The sequence below is a fragment of the Bifidobacterium santillanense genome (genome assembly GCF_018555385.1).
Taxonomy (GTDB): domain Bacteria; phylum Actinomycetota; class Actinomycetes; order Actinomycetales; family Bifidobacteriaceae; genus Bifidobacterium; species Bifidobacterium santillanense.
The window spans coordinates 326,872-344,520 of record NZ_JAFEJS010000002.1 but is presented as its reverse complement, the minus strand read 5'-3'; the positions used below and the strand labels follow the sequence as shown (position 1 = coordinate 344,520).

The 17,649-nt window shown below is 58.6% G+C and carries 17 protein-coding genes; 5 read left to right on the top strand and 12 right to left on the bottom strand.

The features are described from left to right. Positions 1 to 53: 53 nt before the first annotated feature. The 6 genes from JS528_RS04020 to JS528_RS04000 form a co-directional block, all read right to left on the bottom strand. Positions 54 to 926: a carbohydrate ABC transporter permease gene (locus JS528_RS04020; RefSeq protein ID WP_109056370.1), complete on the bottom strand. Its 873-nt coding sequence runs from the start codon at positions 924 to 926 to the stop codon at positions 54 to 56. Between the two features lie 2 nt (positions 927 to 928). Next, a complete protein-coding gene (locus JS528_RS11530; protein ID WP_276312610.1) occupies positions 929 to 1,324 on the bottom strand; it encodes a carbohydrate ABC transporter permease in 396 nt (131 codons plus the stop codon). 3 nt (positions 1,325 to 1,327) lie between these two features. Continuing rightward, a complete protein-coding gene (locus JS528_RS11525; RefSeq protein ID WP_240541294.1) occupies positions 1,328 to 1,864 on the bottom strand; it encodes a carbohydrate ABC transporter permease in 537 nt (178 codons plus the stop codon). Positions 1,865 to 1,874: 10 nt separating this feature from the next. Continuing rightward, positions 1,875 to 3,185 (bottom strand): sugar ABC transporter substrate-binding protein, encoded by a 1,311-nt coding sequence (locus JS528_RS04010; protein WP_214357796.1) that lies wholly within the window; start codon positions 3,183 to 3,185, stop codon positions 1,875 to 1,877. A 396-nt stretch (positions 3,186 to 3,581) separates the two neighbouring features. Further along, complete coding sequence (locus JS528_RS04005) at positions 3,582 to 4,511, bottom strand: ROK family protein (protein ID WP_214357795.1); 930 nt, start codon at positions 4,509 to 4,511, stop codon at positions 3,582 to 3,584. A gap of 131 nt (positions 4,512 to 4,642) precedes the next feature. Continuing rightward, entirely contained in the window at positions 4,643 to 5,758 is a 1,116-nt protein-coding gene (locus JS528_RS04000; RefSeq protein ID WP_214357794.1) for an ROK family protein, read from the bottom strand. A 233-nt stretch (positions 5,759 to 5,991) separates the two neighbouring features. On the opposite strand from JS528_RS04000, the gene JS528_RS03995 reads away from it, so the two are divergent. Further along, positions 5,992 to 7,317 carry an ABC transporter substrate-binding protein gene (locus JS528_RS03995; protein WP_214357793.1) on the top strand — a complete coding sequence of 442 codons (1,326 nt, stop codon included), beginning with the start codon at positions 5,992 to 5,994 and terminating at the stop codon, positions 7,315 to 7,317. A 131-nt stretch (positions 7,318 to 7,448) separates the two neighbouring features. On the opposite strand, the gene JS528_RS03990 is transcribed toward JS528_RS03995, so the two are convergent. The 4 genes from JS528_RS03990 to JS528_RS03975 are packed head-to-tail and all read right to left on the bottom strand — an operon-like array spanning position 7,449 to position 11,603. Continuing rightward, entirely contained in the window at positions 7,449 to 8,735 is a 1,287-nt protein-coding gene (locus JS528_RS03990) for an MFS transporter (protein WP_214357792.1), read from the bottom strand. After that, positions 8,732 to 9,481: a class I SAM-dependent methyltransferase gene (locus JS528_RS03985; protein WP_214357791.1), complete on the bottom strand. Its 750-nt coding sequence runs from the start codon at positions 9,479 to 9,481 to the stop codon at positions 8,732 to 8,734. The genes JS528_RS03990 and JS528_RS03985 overlap by 4 nt, the downstream gene beginning before the upstream one ends. A 14-nt stretch (positions 9,482 to 9,495) precedes the next feature. After that, positions 9,496 to 10,662: a periplasmic substrate-binding domain-containing protein gene (locus tag JS528_RS03980; protein WP_214357790.1), complete on the bottom strand. Its 1,167-nt coding sequence runs from the start codon at positions 10,660 to 10,662 to the stop codon at positions 9,496 to 9,498. Continuing rightward, positions 10,659 to 11,603 (bottom strand): ThiF family adenylyltransferase, encoded by a 945-nt coding sequence (locus tag JS528_RS03975; RefSeq protein ID WP_214357789.1) that lies wholly within the window; start codon positions 11,601 to 11,603, stop codon positions 10,659 to 10,661. The genes JS528_RS03980 and JS528_RS03975 overlap by 4 nt, the downstream gene beginning before the upstream one ends. A 620-nt stretch (positions 11,604 to 12,223) precedes the next feature. On the opposite strand from JS528_RS03975, the gene JS528_RS03970 reads away from it, so the two are divergent. Together JS528_RS03970 and JS528_RS03965 are read left to right on the top strand one after the other, a co-directional pair. Next, positions 12,224 to 12,841, top strand: coding sequence for a DUF4192 family protein (locus JS528_RS03970; RefSeq protein WP_214357788.1), 618 nt, complete (start codon positions 12,224 to 12,226; stop codon positions 12,839 to 12,841). 88 nt (positions 12,842 to 12,929) lie between these two features. After that, complete coding sequence (locus tag JS528_RS03965; RefSeq protein WP_214357787.1) at positions 12,930 to 14,489, top strand: ParB/RepB/Spo0J family partition protein; 1,560 nt, start codon at positions 12,930 to 12,932, stop codon at positions 14,487 to 14,489. Between the two features lie 115 nt (positions 14,490 to 14,604). Here JS528_RS03965 and JS528_RS03960 read toward each other — a convergent pair whose 3' ends face one another. Together JS528_RS03960 and JS528_RS03955 are read right to left on the bottom strand one after the other, a co-directional pair. Continuing rightward, the gene (locus tag JS528_RS03960) at positions 14,605 to 14,937 is read right to left on the bottom strand and encodes a hypothetical protein (protein ID WP_214357786.1); all 333 of its coding nucleotides are present in this window, start codon (positions 14,935 to 14,937) and stop codon (positions 14,605 to 14,607) included. A gap of 28 nt (positions 14,938 to 14,965) precedes the next feature. Continuing rightward, positions 14,966 to 15,502 (bottom strand): hypothetical protein, encoded by a 537-nt coding sequence (locus JS528_RS03955; protein WP_214357785.1) that lies wholly within the window; start codon positions 15,500 to 15,502, stop codon positions 14,966 to 14,968. Positions 15,503 to 15,760: 258 nt separating this feature from the next. Between JS528_RS03955 and JS528_RS03950 the strand changes: the two genes are divergently transcribed. Further along, positions 15,761 to 16,165: a MobC family plasmid mobilization relaxosome protein gene (locus JS528_RS03950; protein ID WP_214357784.1), complete on the top strand. Its 405-nt coding sequence runs from the start codon at positions 15,761 to 15,763 to the stop codon at positions 16,163 to 16,165. Next, on the top strand, positions 16,156 to 17,607 hold the full coding sequence (locus JS528_RS03945; RefSeq protein WP_214357783.1) for a relaxase/mobilization nuclease domain-containing protein: 1,452 nt from the start codon (positions 16,156 to 16,158) through the stop codon (positions 17,605 to 17,607). Before JS528_RS03950 ends, JS528_RS03945 begins: the two co-directional genes overlap by 10 nt. The last annotated feature ends 42 nt before the right edge of the window (positions 17,608 to 17,649 follow it).

The window sequence follows — 17,649 nt, the reverse complement described above, 5'->3', positions numbered from 1 at the left end:
CACTCGCGGAAATGGTCCCGGCGCCGCACGCATTGTTTATCGCTCCGTTTGGGTTATTTGACGGCTCCGGTGGTGACGCCCTTCATGATGTTCCTTTGAATGATCATGAAGAAGATCACGACGGGCAGGGAGAAGATGACGGATGCGGCCATCTGCCCGCCGAAGTCGGTGCCCATGGTGGGCGTGGAGAACGAGGAGAGCCACACGGGCAGCGTGTACTTGGACTGGTCCTTCATGAACGTGTAGGCGGTCATGTAGTCGTTCCAGGCGTTGATGAACGCGAACACGGACGTGGACACGATGCCGGGCGCGGCCAGGGGGAAGGTGATCTTCCACAGGATCTGCCAGTCGTTGGCTCCCTCGACGGCCGCGGACTCGAAGATGTCCTTCGGGATGTTCAGGAAGAAGCCGCGCATGTTCCAGATCGCGAACGGCAGGACCATGGCGATGTACGCGAGGATCAGGCCGCTGTACTTGTTGAGCAGGCCGAACTGGTTGAAGATGATGAACTGCGGGATGATGCCGCCCGAGGTCATCTGGATGGCCAGAACGAACACCATGATCGCCTTGCGGCCGCGGAACCGGTAGAGGGTCAGGGCCGCGCATGCGAAGAACGCGAGGACGATCGACAGGACGATCGACACGGCGGTCACGATCACGCTGTTCTTCAGGTTCGTCAGGAACGAGGTCTGGGTGACGGCCACCATGAAGTTGTCAATCGACAGCTTCGCGGGCCAGAACACGGGAGTCGCGGTCATGATCTGGTTGCGCGGCTTGATCGACGTGACGAACATCCAGTAGACCGGGAAGATCCACACGATGCAGAACGCGACGGCCAATACGATCGTGCCGATGCGGCGCAGCTCGGCCGATGCGCTGCGCTTGGCGCGCGGCGCGATGCCGTGGTTTGCGGTTGCCCTATTCATGGTCACAGGTCCTCCCCGGATTTGAGCAGGTAGCGGATGTACACGCTCGTCAGGGCGAGCAGGATGAGCGTGACCAGCACGCTCGCGGCGGCGCCGGTGCCGATGTCGAACGACACGAACGCCTTCTTGTAGGTGAAGATGCCGATCGTCGCGGTCGTCTCGCGGGGGCCTCCCTGGGAGACGAGCCAGATCTGGTTGAACACGTTGAAGTCCCAGATCACCGACAGCATCGTGATGACCATCAGGCTCGGCTTGATCAGCGGCACGGTGATCTGCCAGTAGCAGCGCAGCTTCGAGCAGCCGTCCAATTGGGCCGCCTCAAGGCAGGACTTGTCCACCTGCGTGGTCGCCGCGTACAGGTTGATCGCGATGTACGGGACGGCCTGCCAGACGACCAGCAGCTAGATCTCCAGGAACGCGAGCCACGTGTTGTCGGTCCACGACAGGTTCGTCACGTCGCCGAACAGCCGGGTCTGGGTCAGCAGCCAGTTGACCACGCCGTACCCCGGCTGGAACAGCCACTTCCACACCACCGACGAGGCCACGTTCGGCATGGCCCACGCGAAGATCAGTACGAACGTGACCAGCCAGCGCATCACCGGCCCCAGTTTGGTCATCAGCTGGGCCACGCCCATGCCGATCAGCACGCTGCCGGCCACGAGGGCGGCCGCGAACCCGAACGTGCGGGCCAGCGACTTGTAGAACTCCGGGTCGGTCAGCACGTTCTCGTACTGGTCGAACCCGACGATGTTGAACGAGCCCGTGAACAGGGTCTTCTGGTTGAAGTCCGTGAACGACGTGAAGACCAGGAAGATCAACGGCACCACGACCAGCGCGACGATGATCACGCCGGCGGGCGTCAGCAGCCACAGGGGCGTCAGATTGCGACGCCGCTTCACCACGGGGACGGCGGCAGCCGTCGATTGCGCATTGCTCATCACGCTTCCCCTACTTCTTCGCGTACAGGGAGTCCGCATGCTCGTCGAACGACTTGGCCGCGGCCTTGGCCGTGGTGGCGCCGGTGGCGATGTCGCCGAAGCAGTTCAGGGAGCTGTCGTTCTCGATGGTCAGCCATTGCGGGGACGCCGGTGTGGCCTTGGTGTCCTTCGCCGATTCGAAGAAGCCGGTCAGGTAGGACGGGAAGTCCGCGGACTTCATGACCTCGTCGAGGCCTTCGACGTAGTTGGGCATCCATCCGTCCTTGGCGAACACGTAGTCCTTCTGGATCTCGGGGCTTGCGGCGATCTTGATCCATTTGAGCGCCAGCTCCTGGCGCTTGCTCTTCTGCGCGACGCCCCACACCGAACCGGCCATCATCGCAGGCTGGAGCTTGCCGCTGGCGCCGGGCATGGGGAACGATCCCAGATCGTCGGTCGTGATGTCGGGGTTGTACTGCTGGATGGTGCGGATGCCGGCGCTGTTGTTCAGGATCGCGCCGGTCTTGCCTTCGGCCAGCAGCTGGCTGAAGTCGGGGTTGCCGGTATCCAGCGAGCGGGACGCCTCGGAGGACCACTTGTGCTGGAATTCCAGCCATTGGTCGATGCCCTTGAGTGACTTGTCGCTCGACAGGGTGCTCTTCCAGGTTCCGTCCGACTGCTGTTCGGCGAAGTCGCCGCCGGCATCCCAGATCCACCGTGCCGCCGACTTCCAGTCACGCCCCGGCATATAGAACGGGGAGAAGTCCTTGTCGGTGTTCGCGTCCCGGAGCTTCTGGAGATCGGTCTCAAGCTCCTCGTACGTGCTCGGCGGATTGTCGATTCCGGCCGCGGACCACATCTTCTTGTTGTAGATCACGGCGCCGGCGGCTCCCAGCGCGGGGATGCCGTACAGTCTGCCGTCGATGGTGGCGGGCTCTTCAAGGCCGGACAGCCAGGTGTGCCCCTGCCTCATGTCGTCGGCCTTGTCCGTCAGATCCAGAAGGCCGCCGCTCACGGCGAACCCTGCGACCTGCGTGTTGCCCAGATCGATCACGTCCGGCGGCGTGTCCGTGGACAGCGCGGTCGTCACCTTCGTGTTGATGTCGGCCCACACCTGGGTCTGCACATCGACCTTGACGCCCGTCTCCTTGGTGAACCGCTCGTTGATCGCTTTGATGGTGTCCTCGCTCTGGTCGCCCTGCATAATCCACACCGTCAGCTTGCCGCCTGCGGATGCATCCTGCTGCGAGCCGCCGGACGGGGCTCCCATCGAGCATCCCGACAGGGTGAGCGCCGACGCGGCCGCCAAGGCGATGGCCGCTGAAATCCTCTTCGTTCTCATGATGGTTTCCTTTTCCTGGAATGCCTGCCCGACGCCGTCGTTCGGAGGAATGGCGCGACGTGCCGCTGCGCACGACGGTCCCGGGTCCGTATCCGCCCGCGCTGCCATGCGCGGGCGATGCCGCTACGGACGCCGTTGCCGACGTCCGTAGCGATACCGAGGAACATGACGCCACACCACTTCTGGGCATCGCGCCGCAGCAAGACCGGATATTTTGTTAGCAAGCCTTGCGTAATTCCTGTAGTTGGTTTCAACCTCCTTGAGAGCCAAGGATATGACGCCTTAACCTTTTTTGCAAGTCAGTCGAACAAAATAATGGATGTGGTGCACTCCGTCTGTTGGAGATTGGGGAATCTGGTTTCGGCGCGCCGATGGTCCGTCGGCACCGGGGTCTGGTCAGCAGGCGATGAGGGACGCTCCGAGCGCGCCGATCGGAATCGACGCATCGGCGAGCCGCAGGCGTTCCGTCAGCCGCAGACCCGCGATGAATCCGCTGGAGGCCTCCCTGTTGCGCAGTTCCCCGCGCAGCGCATCAAGCAACGGGGATCCGGCGCGGGAAACACCGCCTCCGATGACGATGACCGAAGGATCCGCGGCCTGGGCGACGATCTGCACGACGTCGGCGAGGGCATGCAGCGCGATGCCGAGAACCCGTTCCGCTTCGCCATCGCCGCCGTCGGCCTTCGCGAGGATGTCGGGCAGCGGGGGATCCGCGACGGGCCACATGCGCCGCAGGCCCCCTCCCGAGCATGCGGTCTCCAGGCATCCGCGCTGACCGCATTTGCACGCCATGCGGTTGGGGTCCACCGGCAGGTGGCCGATCTCCCCGAGGGCGCCGGTGTCGCCGCGTTCGACGAGACCGGCGCGGACGAAGCCGGCCGCCAGCCCCGTCCCTAGGTTGACGAACGCCATCCTGCCGTGCTTGAGCCGGTCGGGTAGCGTTCCATAGGCTCCCAGCGCCGCGGCGTTCACATCGTTGTCCACCCACACGGGAAGGCCGAGCATGCCGGATGCGCGACCTCCCAGCTCCAGGTTCTCGATTCCGAGATTGACCACGTTCTCCACGCGCCCGGTGTCGCGGTGCACCAGCCCGGGGATGCCGATGCCCACTGATCTCACCTCATCGAACCGCATTCCGGCCACCTGCCGCACGATGGCGACCGCATCCTCCACGACCTCGTCACCGCCTTTCCGGGCTGCCTTGCGCGCGGATGCGAGAACCGTGCCGGCCGCATCGGTCAGCACCGCCTCGATCTTCGTTCCGCCGACATCCACGCCGACGCGCAGGTTCTCTGTTTCCGGCGTACCACTGGCATTCATCGTCATGACGATCTCCGTTCCCGAGGGCGGACTCCTGTTTCGTCCGCCCGCCATTATGTTCGGAATCCTTACATATTGGATTCGGGAAGCGATGATACACCACGCCACGCGCGCTTGGCGGCGGGACGCACGTGGCGTCAGGACGAGGCCGTCGCAGACAGCCCGCGCCTGCCCACGATCTCGCGCAGCACGGAGACCGCCTGCCCCCGCAGAGTGGCGTCGTCACCGAGCTCACACCGGCGCACCCGCATACTGCTCTGGTAGTCGTTCCGCGACAAGGAGTTGACGGTCTCGTCGCATGCATTGAGCAGCGTCTCGCCGACGATGTCGGGAGGTCCGTAGACGGCGATGTCATGAAGATTCAGCAGGCTCGCCGGCATGGCCAGAGCTCCGCCGAGCCTCGCACCAGCTTCGGCCAGGATGTCCGCGCGCCGATTTGGGTCCTGGCGAATGCGGTCGCGCAACGCGATGGCGGAGACGTAGGTCTCCAGGCAGCCGCGCTTGCCGCAGGTGCATGCCGGACCGTTCGGGTCGATCACAACATGGCCGATCTCGCCGGCCGCATGGTCGTCGCCATCCACGAACTCGTCGTTGAGCAGCACCGACGCGCCGATGCCCCGGGTGATCTGCACGAGCAGGCAGTTGGGATTGCCGTGCCCGAGGAAGCGGTCGGCGAGCAGTGCGGCGTTCGCGTCGTTGTCCACTCGGACCGGCAACGAGAACTCGCCTTCGAGCATGTCGCGAAGCTCCACGTCGTCCCAGCCGAGATTGGAGCTGGAGATCACCCTCCCTGCACCGGAGACCACGCCGGGGACTGCGATGCCGATGCCGACAAGCCCCGAACCGGCAAGCCGGATCATCTGGCCGACGAGCGAAAGCACGTCGTCGAGATTGACCCGGTCGCCATCATCAAGCACACGTTCGCGACGTTCCACGATTCTGGCCCGCAGATCCATCACGGCGCCGGTCATCACATACGGGCGCGACAGATCGATGCATACCAGACGAAGCATGTCCGTGTCGATGGCCAGCAAGGTGCCCGGCTTGCCGCGGCCATCCCGTTTCCCCGACCCCAGTTCACGTAGTAGTCCGTCGTCGATCATCTCGCCGGTCACATCCGTGGCGGTGGCGCGCGAGAGCCCCGTCTCCTTGCATAGGTCGGCGCGCGACAGTTGCCGGTCGGGGAACAGCAGCCGGAACAACAGTCTGCGGTTGTTGGCCCTTGCGTCGCTGGGATTGGATTTAGCGTACATGGGAGCCCTCCTCGGGTGAGACGATTGCGGAAATGCGGAATCACATTATCGGGACGGACATCCCGGCGTCATCCTCGAACGGCTTTCAGAATAACACCCATCAGGGGACTGACAATATGAAAACCCCGGTGTTTTGACAAGTTTCCCATCTCTGTACATAATCATGTTCGACATCCAAACAAAATAGTTGCGGCATACGGCCAAAGACGGTCGAGCACGGAAAGAAGACCATCATGAACAACACCACTCGCGCAGCCATAGCCACGGCCGCCATCGGAGCGCTGCTCATCCCTCTCGCGGGATGCGGCAACACGACCACAAGCTCGGGCAAGACCGAACTGACGGTATGGTCGTGGGACGCCAGCATCGATCGCGCCGCCAAAATCTTCATGAAGGCCAACCCCGACATCACGGTGAAGGTGAGCAACGTCGGCAGCACCGAGGAGACCTACACCGCGCTCAACAACGCGGCCCAGGCCGGCAACGGCCTGCCCGACGTCACCCTGATCGAATACCTCGCCATCCCGCAGTTCGTGCACTCGGACACGCTCATGGACCTGAGCAAGATCTACGACACCGTCAAGCTCAAGAAGACGTTCACCCCCGGCACATGGAACTCCGTGAACATCAACGGCGGCCTGTACGCGATGCCTGCCGACTCGGGCCCCATGGCCTACTTCTACGACAAGGACGTGTTCGACAAGGCCGGCATCAGCGAACCGCCGACCACCTGGGACGAGTTCTACGAGGACGCGAAGAAGATCCGCGCCACCGGCTCCTACATCACCTCCGACTCCGGCGACGCCGGCCTGTTCAACGCGATGATGTGGGCCATGGGCGGCCACGCCTACAAACTCAACGACGAAAAACTGACCATCAATATCACCAAGGACAAGGGTGCCCAGCGGTTCATGAACCTCTGGCAGAAGCTGCGTGACGAGGACCTGATCGACGTCCACACGAAGACCTGGACCGACGACTGGATGAAATCCCTGGGCGACGGCTCCATCGCCAGTCTCATCAGCGGCGCATGGATGGCCAACAACCTCCTGCAGGGCGTGCCCCAAGCCACCGGCAAATTCCGCGTAGCCCTCCTGCCCACCATCGACGGAATGCCCATCAACGGCGAATACGGCGGCAGTGGACTGGCCATCACCAAGAGGATCCCCGACGGCAAACTCGACGCCGCCAAGAAGTTCGTCGAATACGTCACCACCAACGACGAAGGCATCGACGCCCGCGTATCCAACGGCAGCTTCCCCGCCACCACCAAGACCCTCAACCAGAAGGACTTCCTCGCCAAGACCACGCTCAGGAACGCCGACGGCAGCGACAACGAGTTCTTCGGCGGCCAGAAATACAACGAGGTCTTCTCCCAGGCCGCCAAGGACGTCACCGGCAAATGGGAGTTCCTGCCCTTCGAACCCTACGCCCGCTCCATCTACAACGACAATATGGGATCGTTCTTCTCCGGCAAGACCGACCTGAAGACGGCCGCTGCCAGGTGGCAGAAAGCGTTGCGAAACTACGCTATAGATCAAGGTTTCGCTGTCCAATAGCATAAAAACAATAGGAATGCATTTTTTGGTAGAGTGCTTTTAGCATGCTAAACAATGACGGCTTCTCGGAAATTAACTTCTGAGAAGCCGTCAGCAACTAAAGGATTAAAGGGTATATATCTGAAGAGATATTACCATTCCTTTGGTTTTTTGAAAGATAAAATTCCATCTTTGCCTAATGTCCATAAGGCAGAGGAGCCTAATCCAAGTACACAGATATATAATGCGATTTTCTCTCCAATGGCGCCGGCGCACAATCCACCAGCAAGAGCTCCAATCGGTTCGGCAACGAGTGCAATCATGCGTTCTGCAGAACTGACCTGACCAAGCATTCCCTCCGGCGCTACAATCTGCTTGATTGATTCACCAAGAATTACACTGACAGTTATAGCAAAACTCCAAAGGAATTGGGAGATACATACTGTAATCAGGATAATAGATGAATGGCCTGCAAAGATTGATGACAGAGGAACTAGGACAGCGGCCAGTGAGGGAACAATCAGCGAGTAGATATAAAGTGGGCCAGGCGTAATTTTTTTGATTATTGTACCGGTCACAGCTGCGCTTACAATTCCCGCAATTCCACTAAATGTTGCAGCAAGTCCCACCTCAGTGGCATTCATGTTCAGGTTCCTGACAATGAAAACATAATAGACAGTGAAGAACGCTGATGTGAAAAAATTGAATTGCCCTGCAGAAAATGCAATTGATTTGATTATTCCGTTTGAAATAACATATTTGAAACCAGCCAGATAGTCATTGCCGATTTCATCAGCATCTTCTGCATCGTTCTCCTGTTGATCGTATTGTGCATATTCCTGTTTGTTTTGATGAATATTAACAAAAACAAGAAGAGAGCTGGTCAGATAAGATATGAAATCAAACAACAGGGAAAAAGCTGAGCCTACCGTATTAAATAACCATCCGCCAATACTGGGGCCAATTCCTTCTCCGACCGCATTTGCGCCTTCGATCAGTGAGTTGGCGTGCGGAATCCGTTCTCGGGGGACCAAGGCGACAGTATATCCGGTTCTTGATATATCAAATCCGAGCGAGGCGACACCTATGACAAGCATAAGAAAAACCAAGGTTGGGAATGATATGATGTTTAAATAGAGAACGACGAAAAGTGCACCAGTTGCCATAGCGCCTATGAGATTGGATAACAGCATTGTCTTGTCGGGGCCTATTTTGTCGCACCATTTACCAATTTGAATACCGAAAATAGCGGCAGCAAGAGATTCCGCTGCCGTTAATATGCCGACTTCGAAAGATGAACAGTTTAATGTAATAACGGCGATTAGAGGTATAACAACTGCAGTGGCATTGCTTCCCGTTACGGATATTATCTGTCCGGCAAGTACCCGCGAAAAGGATTTTGATATAAATGTATCTTTGATTTTGGCGACTATGTTCATAGTAGATCCTTATACTTTTCAACTTTCCAAATGTCTTCAGCCGGCCATTTAGCAGCCCATTCCAGTCTGGGGCTTTCCTGGTAATACTGGCGGTCGGAGTTTTTCGCAGTTAGTTCGATGAGTTTCTTTACACGAAAACCTGTTTCCTCGAAAGCGTCGATCCATGCAGAATGGCTTAGTGAGACAACGAGCGGACTGTTTTCGCTTCTTTCGAGACGTACCTTCTTGAAAGGGTACAAAATCGATGTTTGCAATTCTCCTGTGACTCTTGAATAGCAAAGTTGAGTTAGTTCCGAATAGGTGCATATTATCAGTGGCGCCCCGACTGTCAGTATTCGATTTATCTCACGTAGTGCTGGTGTAGGGAGAGAAAAATCGAAAGCACCATGATTGCAATATGCTGCATCAAAGGAATTGTTGCAAAAAGGCATCATTTCTACCGGCGAGCATATATAGTGGCAATTAATGTGTTTGACTGCAGAGTCAATCATGCTTTTAGAAAGATCAATACCGTAGCAGTTCATGCCGCGATTTGCCCATCCAATCATGTTATTCCCAATTCCGCACCCTATGTCAAGTATTTTTGAACCCTGGCAAAGGTGTGATAGCAGGTTCAACTCTGATTCACTCCGATACCATATTCCCCATGAGGGGAAAAGATTTTCATTGTTAAATTCTGGATGTGCATCAATGTATGTTTGAGCATTTAAATCCCAGTATTTTTTATTCTCATCTATGTAGCGCATTGAATATCGCCTTTCTAATAAAAGAGATCATCATCCCATCCAATCCAACCACTGTGTGGTATTGATACGTGTGAAAGGCGGGTGATTTTTAAGCCACGCATTTTTCCGATTCGCAGTATTCCTTCTTTATTAACACGTGCGATATTGAGATGCGCGCTTGATGCTTCTTCAAAAGAAGCATCGTCAGACGTATTCATATAATCGGAATTATTGAAGATTAGGTTCATGCTTTCAGTACTTGGCCAAGGATCTGCTTCAATCAAGAACTGGAATACATTATCTGACCTGATCGATCCCGTTAGATAATCATCATACGAAATTTTTTGGCAGTAAATTCTGATACCATAAACATTAAGCATCTGACTTGCTAGCCATGTACATACTTCTTGGTTTGGTGGATAATCAGGATATGTAAGCCATAATTCATCATCGCATCCGACCTTATGCGGAGGATCGCTATACAATATGGATTCCAATTGATTGTGAGTCAAGTTATCTAGTTCGTCATACCTTAAGCCCATTAGTTCATTCTTAAGTGACGAGTACTTGTGAGGTATCTTTATAGCAATATTCAAATTGGTGTTAAAAATACGATTTTTCCCATTCTTGCAAAGCTCTTTCCAGATCTGACTTGGTATACCTATACCAGTTATGGAATCTAAATTTCCTTTACTGTAAGACTGTAACGCTGCGTTAAAATCTTTATAATACTGAAATGTTATTTTTGAGCCACTTGAGCCTTGTACGGACATTGAATTGCTGCCGTAATTGACATTCTGTTTCTCTGGGATAATGCCTAGTAATGGATGGGCAAGATACGACTGCATATCATTTATTTGCATCGATGTATGCAAGATCAGCGATCTCTTGCCATCCACCTTGACCCTTTGGAGAACCTTCAGAAGGGATGACATGCCCGTCTTTGCTGTTGCCAGTTGCATCCATGAATGGAGTATAGTCCCGGCGTCAACGTTAGCTGAATTCATCAGCTCAGCATTCAGTGACACTTTCCACGTATCATTACTCAATTTTTCCGTCGTCTCCGCCAATCCCGGCAGGTATCCATCCTCGGATTCGCGGAATAACGGCAAAACCATTGATCTTGATACATATATTCCCGTCCAGTCATTACTTTCATTGAGTATCTTTCGAGGCAATACGTCTATCGAAATATTCTTCATTTTTTTGCAGCCACCAATGCATATTGTTCAAAATTCACGTTGAACGTTGTCGCATGATTGTCTAATCCCGCCACATATTCCAGCATTTCCTGAGCCATAAGAGCTCCTATCACTGTATTTGTTGGACCAAATGAATAAAGCGTACCGTGTTGCCTGTCGTAAAAGTCCTCCTTATATACTGGTTTAGAACATATAATCGGTCCATAAAATCCTTTTCGAATTCCAACTCCACCCGAGATGCAAGGAATCTTTTTGCCAAGTAATGCTTTCTGACATATATCCGTTATTGTCCCGGTGGGATGATCCATGCATATCGCCGCCAAATCAAACGACGATTCTTTGCCGATAATATCTTCAACATCCTCTACACTTCGAATAGTTTTCTGAAGGTTGTTGATTTCCAAATCATCGCCATAATATTCTCTGGCGTATCGCTCGGCCGCCATCACTTTGGGGGTTCCAACATCATTCTTACGATATATGAACTGGCGATTTAAATTTGATAATTCTACGGAATCGCTATCTACGATGGTAATTCTTTTAACGCCTGCCGCCAGTAGGTGTTGGAAGATTACCGAGCCGGTTCCTCCCATGCCGAGTATAAGGATGTTAGACGAGGTCACCTTCCGATCGGCTTTGTATGGGTCTAAGCCTTTTGCTGCCCAATATCCTAACGTCCGATTTTCGGAATCTAGACTTCTGTTTTTCATTCTGTATAAGAAATGATGATCGTTAATTATCGAGATAAGTTCCGTGATTCGTTTATTGCCTTGTGAAAGTGAATTATATTTTTGGTCGTCAATACCGGCAACTAGTTCACTAATCACTTTGTAATCATTTTCAGTGACATTTCTTATAAGCAAGGACCGAACCTCATTGGTCAGTTTCAATCCTTCTTCGGTAAAGGAAATCTCGGTATCCAGCCTGATCGCTGTATACATTTTTACCCTCATTTAAAGGGGGACATCACTTTACTTGAGTGACATCCCCCATCAATTCTGTACCTGTTGATTAGCAGCGATGGACCATTACAACCTGCGCATCATCAATCAGAATATCTTCAATGGTGAATTCATCAGTGTTCTTATCCATAATCATCCTCCTTTCCTTCATTAGGGACATTGATGTTCTACAGCGTTATGTCAAAGTTGACGATTTACTAGACTCAAGTGTCATCTATAGATGACATCCGCTCCGCTTGCGGAGAGAATGCTCCAGGTGGGGCTGTTCGACATACTCTCCGCAATCGGCGCGGGAACGCGGCCCCGGGTCATGCGCTGCGCGCATGACCGTGTTGTCTGGCCGCTCGCATGCTCGCGGCGGGTGGGCCGCGCGGAATCTGACGAGGGGTTTGCGGCCACCACCAGCATGCCATGCGCTCCGTCTGCGTTCCCTGCGCCGTGTCCCGCGCCGCTCCCGTGCCTGCGCTGCGACGGCGGACCAGCATGCCGTCTTCGCTACGGCCCGGATCGTCGCGGTCCACGCCTCCGGTCTCTCCGCCTACGCGCATGGCAGGCGGGTGGTGTCCGAAATGGCAACCACACGGAAAGGACCGATGGACATGAACGACATGGTGGACACCCGCACGGCGGGAACCGAACTGGCGAAGCGCGTACGCGACGGGTTCCTTCAGGACCGGCGCGAACTTGGACCGGCACAAGCGGCCGACAAGTGGTTCGCGCCCCTGATGGACAGGTGGAACGGCCTGCTGTCGCGCGACGAGGGCGGCTTCTCCCATGAGGAGCGCGTCACGCTGGCGGTGCTGATGACCGAGTGCCTGAGCATGCGGGACGCGCTGATACTCGCATCTTTGCGCGAAATGGGCGGCGGCGAACTGCACATGCTGTACGCCCAGCCGCATTCGATGGAATCGGCGGCCGTGGTCATGCGCGAACTGTCACGGGCGTTCAAGGACGCCGCCTACCAGCCAGACACGCGACGCGGGGAACGCGCGACGGCGTTGCTGGAATCGGTGACGGCCGACGCCCCGGACGGATACAAGGCACAGCCGATGGCGTCATGCGCGTACCTGCTGTGGATGGCCGACCGTTCGACCGCCGCCGCGGTGCGCGCGCTCAAGGCCTTGGCCTTGGACGACGAATGCTCGCTGGCATCCCTCGTGCTCGCGGCCAGCGAACACGGCATCCGCCCCGCGTGGACGGAACGCCGCCGCCACTGAGCGTCGGCCGTGGATTCATCTGGCTGGGGCTTCCGATTCCGGAAGCCCCAGCCAATCCCCAACCATCTGTTTTTTCAAGGAGACAATCATGGAAACCGCAATCATCGAACGTCCCGTAGCGGCCGACGAGGGCATGGAAGAATCGAACATCGTCATGCTGGACATGGAACTTATCGATCCGAACCCCGCGAACCCGCGCCGCGACGTGGGCGATGTGTCGGAACTCGCGGATTCGATACGCGCGCAGGGCATCCGGCAAAACCTGCTCGTCACTCCCACGCCGCAGGGACGCTACCTGCTCGTCATCGGGCATCGTCGCCTCGCCGCCGCCAAACTCGCCGGATTGAGCCGGGTGCCCGCCGTGGTGGCCGATTTGTCGGAACGGGAGCAACGCGAACTCATGCTCGTGGAGAACAGCCAGCGCGCCGACCTGACCGTCATCGAGGAGGCCGACGGCTATCAGGGGCTTCTCGATCTGGGCGTGAGCGTGGACGAGGCGGCGCAACGCACCGGCCGTTCCACGTCATTGGTGCGCCGACGCCTGAAGATAGCCGCCATCGGCGAGAACGCGCGAAGCAAGGCCGGAACAGCCCAGCTGAGCATCGACGACTGGGAGACCATCGCCGACTTCGACCGGCATCCAGACCTTCAGGAACGGCTCGCCGAGGCGGCAGGCGGCAAAAACTGGAACATGGCCGTCAAGCACGCCCGGCAGGAGCGAACATGGCGCGAATGGCTCGACACGGCGCGAGCCGAATTGGAACGCATGGGCATCGACGCGGCCGACGAACAGCCGAACACGGACAACTGGTATGACTCGCCAAAGGGATTGCGTCGCACCACGATGCTGACCACGGGCGACATCGCCAAGGCCATCGACGCATGGCGCGACTCCCATGACGGAGCCACGCCCGTCGTGGGAGTGCGGGCCGAAGGCGCGTCATGGGCGCGCGGCATCGCCCTGTACGAAACCGTGGACGAGGAGGCCGAGACCGCGGCCCGCGAGGCGCGTGAGGCGCGTTGGCGCGAGGAACGGGAACGCAAGGAACGCGAGACGGCACCGGCCAAGGAGTTCGCGCGGGCAAGCCGTGATTTGCGCATCGCGTTCGTGACGCATCTCATGGAACTGAAATCCCAGCCGAAGGGCATCGGCAAAGCCGTCGCCCTGCTGTCCGCGAGATTCGCGCTCGATACGCTCACCGAGGGATTCGACCAATGGAACAGTCACGCCGAGGACGTCTGGGAGCAAATCACCGGCATCGGCACGGCGGGCGACGACGCCGATGAAGCAAAGCCGGAGGACGAGGCCGAAGACCCGTTACGCGAGTCCGTCACCGCGATGATTGCCGGCGACCCGCAACGGGCCGCGTTCGGACTGCTCTACGCCTTGGCCGAAGAGCGCGTCAGCTGGGAAACGTGGCGTGACGCGGCGACCATCGCGGAACACGCCACACCGTTGTACGAGGCGTTGGAAACACTCGGCTACCGCACCTCGGACACGGAAGCCGAAGCCCTCAACGGCTCCCTCGTACCAATCGATGACGACGACAATGGCAGGGATACCGGCATAAGGCAGGACAGCGAACCGGGCGACGATGGGGCATCGCAAGCCGACGACGCATCCGGCGAGCCGGACGACGCCGAATAAGCGACGGACGGGGCGGAACCGGAATACGGGTTCCGCCCCCGTCCGGGCGCGAATGGCGAAACGTGACGGCGCATGCGCGCCCGCGCCTTCGGAGCCAAGCGGCGGCGGGTGACGTTCAGCCGTGGCGGGAGGAGCGTCGTCGGAGCCGCGCGTCGCACCAATCCATGAGCATGCTCGCAAGCACGGCCGTGAGAAACGCGGCGACGATCAACGCGAACGAGCCGTCCAATGCCGGAGCGTCCGAGCCGGCGAGGAAATGCATGAGCAGGAACGCCAGCATGAGCAATCCCGACAGCATGGCGAGCGCCGTGAACACGGAGTTCACGAGGAACACCACGAGCCGCAACGGGTGTGCGAGCAGGGCAAGGCACGAGGCCACGCCACGCATCAGCATGCGTATCACGCCCGTCGCCAGCGACAGGCCAAGCATCACCAGCAGCATCGGCATCGCCGCCACCTCCCGTATGTAGCCAATGTCATCCAGCGTAGCCGCCAGGACGCGGGAAACCGAATCGCAATCCCTCCGGGTCTAATCCAATCGAACCGGATTCTCCGGCGTCACCGGCATCGGCCGCATTCGCCGTTGCGGCGTTGCCTTCCGTCAGAGCAATCTCCGGTGTATCGACGGCGGATGCCGGTCGGCCGTCGGATTCGAGGGACGAATCCTCGTCATCATGGATTTCGCCGTGACTATCGGCGGGATTGGCCTGCCCGTAGTCGGGCGTGACGGCATGGAACGCCATGCCCGTCTCCCTTGGCTCCATCCTGAGCGTGCGCACGAGCTGGGCGCGAGGCATGTGATGGTCGTCGCAGAACGATTGGGCGGCGTCACGGAATCGTTCCGCGGCCCAGCGCATATCGTCCAGCAGGATACCCAAACGCGACAGTTCGCCGCGTTTGCGCCGAAGCGCCTCCAACTCGGCATCCAATGCGTTGTCGGCGATGGCGCGCATCGCCCGGTTGCGTTCCCTCGGCTTCGCCATGACGGTCTCCTCACGGTGATTGTTCTTCACTGCCCCGCATCGTAGAACGACGCCGGCAATGATGCCGGCGGACACGAAACGGAACCGGCGTCGGCATGCGAAACGTGACCTGAAGTCCGCCGCGCATGGCGTGGCGCCAAGGCGAAACTGACCGGTGCGCAACCATCCCCTCCCCGGAGGGGCGGTTGGTGTGTAGCAAGCATCGCCGGTGTACGTACACCGGCGCGGCCCCATGAGGCTCGGGGCCGATCGCGGGACACCCGTGGAACCCGATATGAGGAGGCGCCGATGGGTTGGAAAGGCAACCGTTCCAGGACGATCCGCAAGACGGTCACGTTCAGCGAGGAGGAATGGCGGTGGGTGGCGGACTCGCTCAAAGTGGAGAACCGTCAGCGCATCCAAGCCGGGCTCAGGCCCGTGGGGTGGATGGCGTTCGCCCGCAACCGGATCAGATGCGCCCACCGAGTCAACATCACCGTGCCTGCGAACCTGCATGACGTGAGCGCCCAACTGGCGAGGATCGGCAACAACGTCAACCAGATCGCCCGTCACGCGAACACCACGCGGGAGACGGACCTGGCCATGCTCTCGCGCGTGTTCGACGAGCTGCGCCAAGCGGAACGGCTGGTCGCAGGTCTGAGCATCCGGGTGGAGGCCGACGTTGACCCCAAAGGGGTGCCCGAATGGCTGTAGTCAAGATCGGCAAGATCAAAAGCACGCTCGCCCGCAGCATCGCCTACGTGACGAACCCGGCCAAGACCGACGGCTACCGGTGGGCATCGACCACCGTCGGCGATGACATCACGGACGCCGAGTCCATCGCCCGCGGCTTCGAACATGCGTTGGACGCCACGAAAGGCGGCTCACGCCGGCAGGGTGCCGTATTGGCGCTGCATGTGATCCAATCGTTCGATCCCACCGACCAGGTCACGCCCCGATTGGCGCATCTGATCGGGGAACGGTTCGTCCGGGAGATCACCGGAGGCACGCACGACTACGTGATCGCCACCCACACCGACAGGTCCCACATGCACAACCACATCCTCATCTGCCCGGCAGACCGGATCACGGGCAAGGCCCTGCGTCTGAGGAAAGGAACCCTGGACGAATGGCGGAAGATCAGCGACCGGCTGTGCCGCGAATACGGGCTGCACACCCTCATGCCGGAACAGTCCGGGCGCGTGGCCCCGTCGATCGGGGAACTCCACCTGAGCGCCAGAGGCGGCAACCTCAAGGACCGGCTGCGCACCAGCATCGACACGGCCTGCATGAACGCCCATGACTTCGCGGGCTTCCGCCGCGAACTCGCGACGCTCGGCGTCAACGCGACCGTGCGCGGCGGACGCATCACCTACACGCCATGCGGGCAGACCCGCGGAATCCGAGACCGACGACTGGGCGTGGCATACAACATGCTCGCCATCATGGGCAAGATCCACCGGCGCACGCTCAGCGAGATCACCTTCCACGAGGCCATGATCACCCGTCGGACGGATACGGCGGTGACCGTTCGGGTGCCCGGCACGCACGGACGCCTGCACCTGACCATGCCGTGCGACCGGCTCGTGCGCGACGGAAGGATCTGGCACGCCTACCTGTCCGACGACGTCAGACAGGTGCTCACCGACGAGAACGGCGGCTATGCGCGATCAACGGACTACGAGGGCCTGTACGCATGGTTCGCGCGGCCCACGCTGCGACTGGAGGACTACTGCCGTCAACGGTTCGACGGCCAGGACCTGACCGGCGTGAACGGACGCGCGCTGCGTCAGGCAATCGCCTGCGACCGACTCGCCGACAGCCTGCGCGAGCTCAAGGTGCTCGCCCAGGTCATCGACGAAGGCGACGGCCGGCTGGCGACGCTCGGCCGACTCACCGACTCCGTCGAACGCAACGCGAAGCACATGCGCGCCCTGATCGCGCTCATCGCCGACAACCATGATCAGGGAGCCGACGCCACGGGACTGGAAGCCCAGCTCGCCATCGAGGAGCAGGAGACCCGTGGCCTGGCCTCCGACGCCCTCGCCCTGCGCCGGCTCATCGCCCGCACCACGCCAACCGCCGAACGCTCCGACGGCGCACGGCGCGAACAACGCCGCGATGACGGGCATCGTGTCCGCCGCAGGAACCGGTGAGCCGGCGGAAGCTGGAACGCAACGAACCACGACGGATGACGG